Source organism: Nocardia sp. NPDC004718, assembly GCF_053601535.1.
Genome location: NZ_JBSGCA010000101.1, coordinates 1 through 10,140, shown reverse-complemented (window position 1 = coordinate 10,140; position 10,140 = coordinate 1). Strand labels below are relative to the sequence as shown.

Annotated in this window: 13 protein-coding genes; 3 read left to right on the top strand and 10 right to left on the bottom strand. The window is 66.3% G+C overall.

Annotated elements, in window-relative coordinates; all coding sequences use genetic code 11:
- From ACWEH3_RS35080 to ACWEH3_RS35040, 9 genes are all read right to left on the bottom strand, one after another.
- On the bottom strand, window positions 1–582 hold a 582-nt coding region (locus tag ACWEH3_RS35080), incomplete at its 3' end, for a recombinase family protein (RefSeq protein WP_450026295.1).
- A gap of 159 nt (window positions 583–741) precedes the next feature.
- The gene (locus tag ACWEH3_RS35075) at window positions 742–1,743 is read right to left on the bottom strand and encodes a phosphotransferase family protein (protein WP_450026297.1); all 1,002 of its coding nucleotides are present in this window, start codon (window positions 1,741–1,743) and stop codon (window positions 742–744) included.
- Between the two features lie 320 nt (window positions 1,744–2,063).
- A complete protein-coding gene (locus ACWEH3_RS35070; protein WP_452358486.1) occupies window positions 2,064–2,633 on the bottom strand; it encodes a hypothetical protein in 570 nt (189 codons plus the stop codon).
- 17 nt (window positions 2,634–2,650) lie between these two features.
- Window positions 2,651–3,286: a TniQ family protein gene (locus tag ACWEH3_RS35065; RefSeq protein WP_450026301.1), complete on the bottom strand. Its 636-nt coding sequence runs from the start codon at window positions 3,284–3,286 to the stop codon at window positions 2,651–2,653.
- A complete protein-coding gene (locus ACWEH3_RS35060; RefSeq protein ID WP_450026303.1) occupies window positions 3,283–3,765 on the bottom strand; it encodes a TniB family NTP-binding protein in 483 nt (160 codons plus the stop codon). The genes ACWEH3_RS35065 and ACWEH3_RS35060 overlap by 4 nt, the downstream gene beginning before the upstream one ends.
- Before the next feature lie 260 nt (window positions 3,766–4,025).
- Complete coding sequence (locus tag ACWEH3_RS35055) at window positions 4,026–4,229, bottom strand: hypothetical protein (RefSeq protein WP_450026305.1); 204 nt, start codon at window positions 4,227–4,229, stop codon at window positions 4,026–4,028.
- Between the two features lie 771 nt (window positions 4,230–5,000).
- A complete protein-coding gene (locus ACWEH3_RS35050) occupies window positions 5,001–5,543 on the bottom strand; it encodes a helicase-related protein (protein ID WP_450026307.1) in 543 nt (180 codons plus the stop codon).
- A gap of 22 nt (window positions 5,544–5,565) precedes the next feature.
- A complete protein-coding gene (locus ACWEH3_RS35045; RefSeq protein ID WP_450026309.1) occupies window positions 5,566–6,219 on the bottom strand; it encodes a DEAD/DEAH box helicase in 654 nt (217 codons plus the stop codon).
- A 419-nt stretch (window positions 6,220–6,638) separates the two neighbouring features.
- Complete coding sequence (locus ACWEH3_RS35040; protein ID WP_450026311.1) at window positions 6,639–7,133, bottom strand: nuclear transport factor 2 family protein; 495 nt, start codon at window positions 7,131–7,133, stop codon at window positions 6,639–6,641.
- Window positions 7,134–7,245: 112 nt separating this feature from the next.
- On the opposite strand from ACWEH3_RS35040, the gene ACWEH3_RS35035 reads away from it, so the two are divergent.
- The gene (locus tag ACWEH3_RS35035) at window positions 7,246–7,713 is read left to right on the top strand and encodes a winged helix-turn-helix transcriptional regulator (protein ID WP_452358485.1); all 468 of its coding nucleotides are present in this window, start codon (window positions 7,246–7,248) and stop codon (window positions 7,711–7,713) included.
- Here ACWEH3_RS35035 and ACWEH3_RS35030 read toward each other — a convergent pair.
- Complete coding sequence (locus tag ACWEH3_RS35030; RefSeq protein ID WP_450026313.1) at window positions 7,673–7,960, bottom strand: hypothetical protein; 288 nt, start codon at window positions 7,958–7,960, stop codon at window positions 7,673–7,675. The genes ACWEH3_RS35035 and ACWEH3_RS35030 overlap by 41 nt on opposite strands.
- Window positions 7,961–8,185: 225 nt before the next feature.
- On the opposite strand from ACWEH3_RS35030, the gene ACWEH3_RS35025 reads away from it, so the two are divergent.
- Window positions 8,186–9,436 (top strand): IS256 family transposase, encoded by a 1,251-nt coding sequence (locus tag ACWEH3_RS35025; RefSeq protein WP_450026314.1) that lies wholly within the window; start codon window positions 8,186–8,188, stop codon window positions 9,434–9,436.
- Window positions 9,433–9,903, top strand: coding sequence for a hypothetical protein (locus tag ACWEH3_RS35020; RefSeq protein ID WP_450026315.1), 471 nt, complete (start codon window positions 9,433–9,435; stop codon window positions 9,901–9,903). Before ACWEH3_RS35025 ends, ACWEH3_RS35020 begins: the two co-directional genes overlap by 4 nt.
- Window positions 9,904–10,140 lie beyond the last annotated feature (237 nt).

The window sequence follows — 10,140 nt, the reverse complement described above, 5'->3', positions numbered from 1 at the left end:
GCGACAGGTGTTTGCCGAGCGACCCCGACCGCAGCCTCGAAGATCATGGCTGCAGACCACGAACTCCGGCCCCGATTCAACAAGTTGGCGTTTGCCGGCCTGATCGAGTTCGTCGTACATCGCCCGGGCCAGCTGCACCTGCCGCGGCCCGAGCTTGGGTTTCTGCCCACCGGTGCGACCTCGAGCGCGGGCGGCGGCCAGCCCGTCGCGGGTGCGCTCCGACATCAAGGCGTGCTCGAATTCGGCGATCGCGCCGAGGATCTGGAAGAATATTCGCCCCACTGCGGTGGAGGTGTCGATGCCCTGGTCCAGGACCACCAGGTCCACTCCACGTGCCTGGAGGGTGTTGGACAGCTCGGTCAGGTGCTCGAGCGAGCGGCCGAGCCGGTCCAGCTTGGTGACCACCAGCTGATCACCGGCACGGTTGGCCGACAGCAGCGCCTTGCCCAGCTCAGGCCGGGTCGCGAGCTTCCCGGACGCCTTGTCCACGAGGATCGTCTCGCAGCCGGCCGCGGTGAGCGCGTCGTGTTGTGCTTCGGGGTGCTGATCGCGCGTCGAGACGCGCCCGTAGCCGATTCGCATGACCCGGGAATGTATCGCCAACCCCCGACAGGTTGACACTGCCGCGCACACGGCAACCTTTACAGATGTGCCCTGCGGAAACGCGCTGCGCCCCAGCGTGTCTCGTGAACGTTCGTTACTGACCCGCAACAGTGCGCGCGACCAAACGCATGGTGATCTTCAGCGGTGTGGATGCGGTTGCGCGAGAAGCTGTCGCAGGTCTTGGTATGTAGTGGTGATGGGTTCAGAGCCGGGGGAGAGACGGCGACTGTATTCCAGGCGTATCGAGAGCGTGTGGCGGGCGTGGTAGATCCGGCGGCGCCATCGGGCTTCGGGGCTATCGTCGAGGCGGCCGTAGGCATCCCAGAATGCGTCTCGCTGGGTGCCTGGTTTGCGGAGTGCCATGAAGATCGGCCAGTCGGCTTCGGGGTCGCCCCACCAGGTTCGGTCGTTGTCGACGATGCCGGTGATGGTCGGCCGGTCAGCGGACTCGGCGAGGATCAGGTTCACGATCCACAGGTCGCCGTGCAGCAACCGCGGCGTGCGTATGCCGTCGAGCACGTCGCGGTGGCGGTCGAGCATACCGATCACCTGCTGGGCGTCGGCGGCATCCAGTCCGGCATCGGTCAGATCGGCGACCGCGCATTCGAACCAAGCGATCAGCGCCTCGCTCCAGGTCGGGTAGTGCGGGCCAGCGACTCGTCCGAATCCCGGCCCGGACACCTCGTGTATCAATCTTGCCCACGCTCCGATCTGCTGGAAGAACCCGGGTAGCTGGGCAGCGGGATAGTTCCTCATTCCCGCTGGTGCCGGAATGCCATCGAGCTGTGTCTGGAACATGAAGTCGCGTCCGATGACGGCGTGGGTGAAGTCGATGCCGAGGATCTGTGGCATCAGTGGGGCGATCGGTGCGAGGTAGGGGATGGTGGAGTGCTCGTTGCGCATCAGTTCCGGTTCGATGCGGTGCTGGCGTCTCGGCTCGGGAGCGATGCGCAGGATCACCGGACGATCGGCTCCGATGTCGACTCGGAAAGTATTGTTGTACATGCCGTCGGCCAGCTCGACCACCGAGGTGATCTGGGTACCGGCACCGAAGATCCGGGTTGCCATCGCCTGCAACTCGCGCTCGGTCGGTGGTTGCTGGAACGCGCCCGTATTTCGTTCGATCGGTCGATACAGCATCGACTCTTCACTCTAGGCGACGGCCAGTAAGAGCATCCCCGCCACCTCTCGGGCCGGGCCACGGAGGATCCATCGGCGCCATCTGGCGGCGCGGAATCACCACCACTTATCACCGCGAGTCACAACCCTGTCGTCAATCGGGAATGGATCGCATTGGATCGGGTGCACCGTTCCCGCATGATTCGAGGGGGCGGGAGGCCCTCTCGTGAGTATGTCGTCAAAGGGTCATTTGACGACATCAACGGACGTGGCTCCCGGCGGACCAGGCCCGATGCGCATCGGTGAGGGGAGTCCGTCTATTCGCACGCCCATGGTGCGGATCACCGCGTAGACGTCGTTATCGCACATCGGGCACAGCCGGGTGGCGTACTCGTGGTCGTGGGCAGGAAGTCGGTGGGGATGCCGAGCTCGACCAGGAAGTCGCGTTCGCGCTCGAAGTGCTCGAGCGTCCGTATCGAGAGCGTCGCCAGCGCGAGCAGCTGCTGCGCGGTGGCCGGATCGAAGCGAGCGCGGTCGATCGCCGCAGTCACCTCGGTGATCGCCTGCCTCCACACGCTCACCAGCGGTGTCGGTCTGTCGCCCTCGTAGACCGGAGCATGCGGTGGGGTCACCACCGCCGAAGCGAAATCGCCTTCGGCGGTGATCCTCCGTGCCACGACGAGTTCGAGGGCGACCGCCGCGGCGTGCCGCATCGCTTCCTGCATCGGCGGGTCCATCAGGTCGTAGGGTTTCCATACGATCAGCCCGCCGCGTGGCCCGCGGCCGGTGGTCTGCCAGATCAGTTCGAGCCGCTCTCGGGTGTCTTGTCGGCGGCCGAGCATGCTGACCTCGTCGATCAGGGTCCGTAGCAGGCGCATCCACACCGCGACGTCGATCGTTCGGCCCGGCAACCGCACTCGGCCGGTGGTCAGGCCCTGGATAGGTGTACCGGTCCAGGCTCGCCAGTGGGTCGGGAACCGGGACCGGTTGCGGGCGTTTGTGTTCGGGCAGGTGCAGGTTTCCAGGTCTCGGTGGCGTTGATGAGCAGGCATCGGTGCTCGGCGCACCCGCTCACCAGCGGCAGTCTCCAGGCCAGCGCTCGTGGCCGGTCCGGGTCGGTGTAGCAGACCGGGCAGTGCCGCAGCCGGAATTGCGGGCCCGGCAGCCAAGTCCCGCGCCAGTGCCGGTCGTTCACGTGGTTGCGTCCGGCCTCACCGGGCCGCAGCAGCACCGAGTTCTCCCGCACGTAGGTGTCGAACACCTCCTGCGCATCGGACTCACGCCCCGCATACTTGTCCAGCAGTGAGCCCGCCCAGCCGCCCAACGTCATCGTCCGCAGAAGCGCCGGCTCGACCCCGGTCCTCTCGGCCAGGGCTTTCACCAGCGGTTCGGGGACCTCCCACCAGTCGTTGTCGACCATGTGCGCGGGCATCTCGGGCCCGAGCGAGGCCAGCAGAGTTTTGACCGGCATCCGGTAGATCCTGGCCAGCCGCTCCAGCCAGGACGATAGCGACTCCAGCAGATCCGGCTGCGGATGCAGCGGCCAGCGCGGTGGTGCGCTCACGCCAGGTCTCGTTCGAACATCCGGCGGCGTTCGGTCGGTCCGACGTAGGGCGCCAGCACCAGGGTCTTCTGGTTGATCGCTTCCTCTCCGGACTCGATCGCCGCGATCGCGGCGTCGGTCAGCAGTGTGGTCAGCTCGCCGATGGTGCCCTCGCTGCGGGTCAGCAGGTAGGTGGCCATTTCCACGGTCGCGATCGGCGATGACCGGCGCACCGGGAACGCGGCGGCGAAGCTGGCCAACAGCGCATACCCTTGGGCGTCGGGTTGCCAGCGGGGAAGGATGAACGGGGCGAACCGGTTCTCCAGCTGCGGATCCGAGCGGAGCGCCAGGTAGGCGTCGTTAGTGCCGACCCCCACCAGCGGGATCCGCAGCTCGTTGCCGAGGAACCGCAACAGGTTCAGAAACTCCCGCCGGACCGTGCCGCTGCGGCCCGCCAGGACATTGTGCAGTTCGTCGATCACGAGTACCCGATCGTTCACCAGCGCCCCGAGTGGCCGAGCCCGACCGTATCACCGCATTCACGCCGGGGGAGACCTTCACCAGACACGGCACCGCAGGCCCAGCCCTGGCGTCACGACCGAACCTGCGGCGTTACGGCCAGTGCCCGAACTCGATGCTTCAGACCCCGACCTCACCCAGCAGCCTCCCACGCCACCCTGACATGTCAAGTGGCCACCGCGGGCCGATTCCTCGTATACGGGTCCTACGGAGTGGGCGATCGCGGGTTCCCAACTTTGACTCAGGCTCTGTGCGTGGCCTGCCAGGTGGGGTTGGTGAGGTAGGCGGCGAGGGTGGATTCGAACGCGTCGGTGTCGGCGTCGTCGTCCTCGTACGGGGGCGGTGTGTCGGGGCTCGGGTTCGCGTGGGCTGTGTTGGTCAGGTCGGCCTGGCCGCGGGAAGCTCGTGCGTGATCGGCTTGGAGAGTGTCGGGGTGTGTCGGCATGAGAGATCTGGGGTTGGCTCCGCTGCGTGGCGGTATCCCTCATCTACTGGCACACTCGTTGGAGGGGGTTGCCCATGAGGGTGTGCTTCCCCCGTTTTCTCGGAGACTGTGATGTTCCCCCGGTTTCGTGGAGGCGAGATGCTGCACTTCAGGCCACGGGTTGGATGGACCGGTCTCAGCGACCGCCTGCGGGCGAGTGGGACGAACGCCGGAGCCAGAGGGTGGGCGACGAATCGCGGGTCCGCGTCGAGCGGCAGGATCGGTTCCCGGCCGGCGAGCCGGGCGCGCAGGGAACGCGGCAGTTGAAGCATCGTGGGCGCGAGGAATGAGAACACCTCGTTGTCCGGCAGTTCAGTGAACGCCAGTCGCCGACGTAGCCGGTCTGCCTCGTCAGGTTCTCCATGGCCTGCAATGCCAGCGACTCGGCATGCAGCGACGCCGTCGGGGAGGCCAGATGCCCGACATCGGATGCGGTCGGTATCGCGTCGGTCAGGTATGCCAGCATCACGCGTTCGCACGCCGCTGGACCTCTTCGGGATTCTCGGGAATATCGGGCACAACTTCGCTTTTCCGGTGGGTCAGGGTGCGAGACAGGCGGTGTGGCAACTTCTCATTGATTGCCGCGAGCGTGCCAGGCACGTTTGATCGCGGCCGACAATGGCCCGGACCGAGCCGTGGTCAGCCCTTGCTCGATAGCCCACGCACGGATCCCGGCGGTGCTCGAAGCCGAAAAGCCGTTGCTGTCGGAGGGGCTGTCGACTGCTGGAACGGTCATGGTGGTGAACAGGTCGGTCCCGGGTAGGTCGGCGGCGGTGACGGTGAGGAAGTCGCGTGAGTGCAGGGTGCGGCGTCGTTTGCGGTGCATCTTCTGCAATGTGGCCACCGCGGTGTCGAGGTAGTCGTGGGCTTCGACGTGCAGTTTGCGGGCTTCAGTGTGGCGCATGATGCGCCCGACCTGCTGGATGACCGGGGCTTGAACGCTATCGGCATCGCGAGGAAGACGGTGTCCAACACCGGCGCGTCGAAGCCCTGCCCGATCAGCTTGTCGATGGCCAGCAGCACGATCGGTTTTCCGTCGTTGCCGTCGCGCAGGGCGGCGAGCGTGTCGGCGCGTTCGCGGCGCCGCATCCCGCCATGCAGTTGCAGCGCGCTGATCTTATGGGCCCGCAGCACGTGGTCGAGAGCAGTGAGATGCTCTAGGCGGTTGGTGAGCGCCAGCACGGTCCGGCCACGGGTGACGGCGTCGACGATGTCGGCGGCGATCTGCGCGTTCCGTGCGGTGTCGCGGGCCAGCTGGTTGTAGATCTCGGCCATAGAAGCACCGTCGGTGCCACTCTCACCGGTAGTGAAGTCCGTGGTGTGCACGACGTGGTACCTTCGCGAAGGTGCTGGTGTCGATGAGTTCGTGCCGGATGGGGTCACATTGCATCGTGATGATGGAATCCATCTGGTCGGCCCGGTACGGAGTCGCCGACAGCCCGATCCAGCGTGGAATTCTTGCGCGGCCGATCGCTGCGGCCGGGGCCGGCGCGCCGACACAATGACACTCGTCGACCACAGCGAGCCCGTACCCGTCGAGGAGGTCCGCTGGTGCGCCGCGATGGGCGAGGGTCTGCAGCATGATCACATCAACGACGCGGTGCCGACGGTCCTTGCCCGACCCTGCTGAACCGACCGCGCCGTCGCCCAGGTCGAGGAACTCCGCAAGCCGCTCGCGCCACTGGGTCAACAGCTCTGCACGGTTCACGATCACCACGGTCGGGACCTGGTAGTGCGCAATCAGAGCGCAGGCCATAACGGTCTTCCCAGCACCAGGTGGGGCGACGAGTATCCCGTTGTCGTGGCCGGTCATGGCTTGCACTGCGCCGGTTTCGGTCTCGGTGAGAGTTCCGGTGAATGCAGCGCTGATCGGTGCGGGGGTGGGCATGTCGCCGGCGATGTCCAGGACACCGCCGGCCTGCGCGACAAGGGCGGCGGCTTCCTCGGCCACGCCGCGCGGCAGCTTGAGCCGATCGGGATCCGACGCGTCGAAACAACACACCATCCGCGGCGTGTTCCAGGTACTGAATCGCTGCGCCTGGCGCCGGTAGAACTCCGGATTATGCGACCAGCCCGGAGAACCAGCCCACCTCCCTCGCTGTCGACTGCTTCTATCACCAGATCAGCCAAGTGCGGCAACAACTTCTAAACAACATCACCCGAACACCCCCGACACCATTACCAAGCCTGACACTCCACCGACAACACGCCAACTCCCGGGATCACGAAGACTGCGCCAGAGCCCGAAGTCTGTGCCAGATCCAGTCTTCAGGAGTTACCGACAGCCCTCAACCGTAATGGAGGCAGGCGAGCCCACGACGACCCTTGAACATCTGCAACGCATGACCCACCCTGACCCATCAGGGCTCATCAGACCCCCGATACGCGACATGCGTGAACCGGTGATGTGCTCACCCGTCGGCGCGCCTTGGACTCCAGCTCCCGGCTGCCTTCCTCGTACGACATCTGGACCCGGGACGATGACACCTTCCAGGTGTCGTCCAGCCGTGCGAGGCCGACGGTGTAGTGGCATCCGATCACCCAGATCTGTTCGCCGGCGACCTCGGTGAGCAGGTGGGTGACCCGGGCATGGAACCGAGCCGTCGCCGTGATACGGGTACCCATCTCGACCACGATCGGACCGAGCAGATGCTGCGTGGCATCGAACCCCGGAAGGAATCCCCGCAGCCCGGCCAGGAAATCGGCGGTGCGCAGCGTCTCCGGGCCGCCCTCCTTGGATGGGTAATCGATATCGACGGGGTCCGCAGTGAGCGCGCTGATCGTGCCCCAGTCGTGCGCGTCCAATGCGTGAAAAATCCTGGTGACGGTTTCCGCGGCCGCCAACTTCTCGTGCTCCAGCGTCATGTCGTGTCCTCCACCGGCCATATCACCGGATTGGTAGTGGTTCCTATAATTCGAACCGCAGCCGAGGCGCCGCACCCTAGATCGCGGAGGCGACTTCAGGGCGTCTCTAGCTGTGTTCGCGACAGTGACGCTAAGGAGGCCATTCGTGGCTCACCAAACGGTTGGTTACGCCTCGACGGAGTTGCTCGACAGCTGCCAGAGGCCCGATGCCGCGCCCGACCCGGAGTGCCCGGTGGAGATCACCCTTGCCGCGTTACGTGGAAGATGGACCACCCTTGTCGTCCTCGAACTCCTCCACGGACCACACGGATTCAGCGACCTCGCGCGGGCGCTACCCAGCCTGTCGGACAAGGTCCTCACCGATCGGCTGACCCAGCTGACCAGGGCCGGAGTCATCGATCGGACCCGCAGACCCGGGTGGCCACCGCGGGTGTGCTATACGATCACCGAGCGCGGACGCGCGCTTGCTCCGGTGTTGCAAGCTCTGTGGGACTGGGGCTCAAGCGCCCGTGACCAACCATCGAATGCGGCGATCGAGCCTATTCGCGCCCGTAATAGCACAGCGTCTCGTAGGCGGTGAGCACCGCGAAGAAAACGCCGATCGGTGCGATGATAAGCGCGGTCATAGCGACGCGGTGTTGGACGTCGGAGCGGTCCTGTGCGACGAGGTCTTTGACGTTCCACTTGTGGTCGCCGTAGAACTGCTCGGGTGCGGATCCGACCCTGGCTGCGGAAACCGCCGCCGCGCCCTGGACGCCGAGGTTAGCACCGCGACCGCCGCCGAGCTGACCGGCACGGTTGGTTCCGATCTGCCGCAATGGTGCCACCCACGGCACGATCTGCCCCCGCTCTCGAAGCACGGAGTCATCAGCACCCCGCGATGGTCCCGCCGCTCGCACGGTGGATGTGCCAGATCGGGCTGCACCTGAGCAATGCTCAGGACTTGTGGATCAGTTCCGGGAGGGGCACGCGGAGGGCGTACCTTCCCGAATGATCCTTTGATGGTCACCGAGTAGGCCGGCATTGCGAGTGCCGGCCGGGAAGGTACGCCCGTGCTCACCGTAGTGAATGACGACGCCGCCACGCGAGACGGCTCTCTGATCGACGAGATCGTCCGCGAGGGCGCACGCCGGATGCTGGCCGCGGCGCTGGAGGCGGAAGTCAACCAGTACATAGCCGAGTTGGCTGCCGAGCGAGACGAGCGTGGGCACCGCATGGTGGTCCGCAACGGCCATCACCGGCCTCGGACCGTGGGCACCGCGGCCGGGCCGGTCGAGGTCACCGCGCCCCGGGTGAACGACCGCCGGGTGGACGCGGCGACCGGCGATCGGAAGCAGTTCTCCTCGAAGATTCTGGCCCCGTGGTGTCGCAAGTCGCCGAAGATCTCCGAGGTGCTGCCCCTGCTCTACCTGCACGGACTGTCGTCGGGGGACTTCGTGCCCGCGCTGGAGCAGTTCCTCGGCTCGGCGGCTGGTCTGTCGGCGGCGACCGTGACCCGGCTGACCAGGCAGTGGCGGGACGACCACGCCGCCTTCCAGGACCGGGACCTGTCGGAGCGCGACTTCGTCTACGTGTGGGCTGACGGCGTGCACCCCAAAGTCCGGCTCGGCCAGGCGCACAGCTGTGTGCTGGTCCTGCTCGGGGTGCGCCTTGACGGCACCAAGGAGTTGATCGCGCTCGCCGAGGGCCTGCGGGAGTCCACCGAGTCGTGGGCCGACCTGCTGCGCGACTGCCGCCGCCGGGGCATGCGCGACCCGAAGCTGGTGGTCGGTGACGGAGCAATGGGCCTGTGGAAAGCGCTGGCCGAGGTGTTTCCCTCCGCACGGCACCAAAGGTGCTGGGTTCACAAGGCGCGCAACGTCTCGAACGTGCTTCCGAAATCCGCACAGCCTGGCGCGACGAAGGCGATGCAGGAGATCTACAACGCCGAGGACCGCGCTCATGCCGAGCGAGCGATCGAGGCGTTCGCGAAGACCTACAACGCGAAGTGGCCCAAGGCCGTCGCGAAGATCACCGACGACCGGGACGAGCTGCTGGCGTTCTACGACTTCCCGGCCGAGCACTGGATCCATCTGCGTACCACCAATCCCATCGAGTCGACGTTCTCGTCGGTCAAGTTGCGGACCAAGGTCACGCGCGGCGCGGGCAGCCCGGCTGCAGCCCTTGCCATGGTGTTCAAGCTTGTCGAGTCTGCCCAGGACCGCTGGCGCGCGATCAAAGGCGCCCACCTGGTCCCCCTGGTCCGCGCCGGCGCCAGATTCGAGAACGGCGTCCTGGTCGAGCGGCAGGAACAGGCCGCATGAACCACCAGAACACCCCCCAGGAGGAGCCGGCCGAGCACCTCCGCTTCTGGGCCTACCTGAGGATGCTGGAGCAGGTCACCGATGCCGACGAGGCTGGCATGGTCAGCGAAGTCCTCACCGACTCCGACCAGAACGTGGCCCAGTCCGCGGTCCTGCGGCACCTTGACCGCCGAGCCGATGAACTCCACCCCCAGCCTGCCTACGAGCCTTGGGCCGAGATGATGACGCGGGCCACAATCCGCTACCCGTTGCTGACCCAGCGCCTGCGAGAGTGGTCCCTCTTCCGAGCCGTCATGCTGGGGCAGCCTTGGCATCCGGACGCCCTGCTCGAATCATCCAACTGGCTCCAGCTCAAAACTGCCGAAGCATCGGACACCGCCGCCCTCGACATCCTCGCACACAGCGGTCGCACCAAGCGGATCCGCAACACCGCCAGAACCAACATTCAGCAGCACCACTCGCCGTGAGTCGCAGCTCAACTCACCCACAAGTCTTGACTATTCCTCGCTGCACCTTGGATTCCGGACATAGCCGCCCGAGGCTGGCCGCCCGCCGGGTTTACGGCAGCGCGCCGCGCGCCGGCAAGGCGCCCAACCCCGGGCCGCGCTGCCGATAGTGGAGCTTGCCGGTCGACAGATCCAGAGCGCCGAGCAGGTGCCGCACGCCCTGGGTGCGCCGGTAGGTCGCCGGCAACCGTTTCGGAC

Excerpts from the sequence above, each read along its gene's own strand:
- ACWEH3_RS35075 (WP_450026297.1), bottom strand. The coding sequence starts at position 1,743 with ATGCTGTATCGACCGATCGAACGAAATACGGGCGCGTTCCAGCAACCA.
- ACWEH3_RS35055 (WP_450026305.1), bottom strand. The coding sequence starts at position 4,229 with ATGCCGACACACCCCGACACTCTCCAAGCCGATCACGCACGAGCTTCC.
- ACWEH3_RS35050 (WP_450026307.1), bottom strand. The coding sequence starts at position 5,543 with ATGGCCGAGATCTACAACCAGCTGGCCCGCGACACCGCACGGAACGCG.
- ACWEH3_RS35040 (WP_450026311.1), bottom strand. The coding sequence starts at position 7,133 with ATGACGCTGGAGCACGAGAAGTTGGCGGCCGCGGAAACCGTCACCAGG.
- ACWEH3_RS35020 (WP_450026315.1), top strand. The coding sequence starts at position 9,433 with ATGAACCACCAGAACACCCCCCAGGAGGAGCCGGCCGAGCACCTCCGC.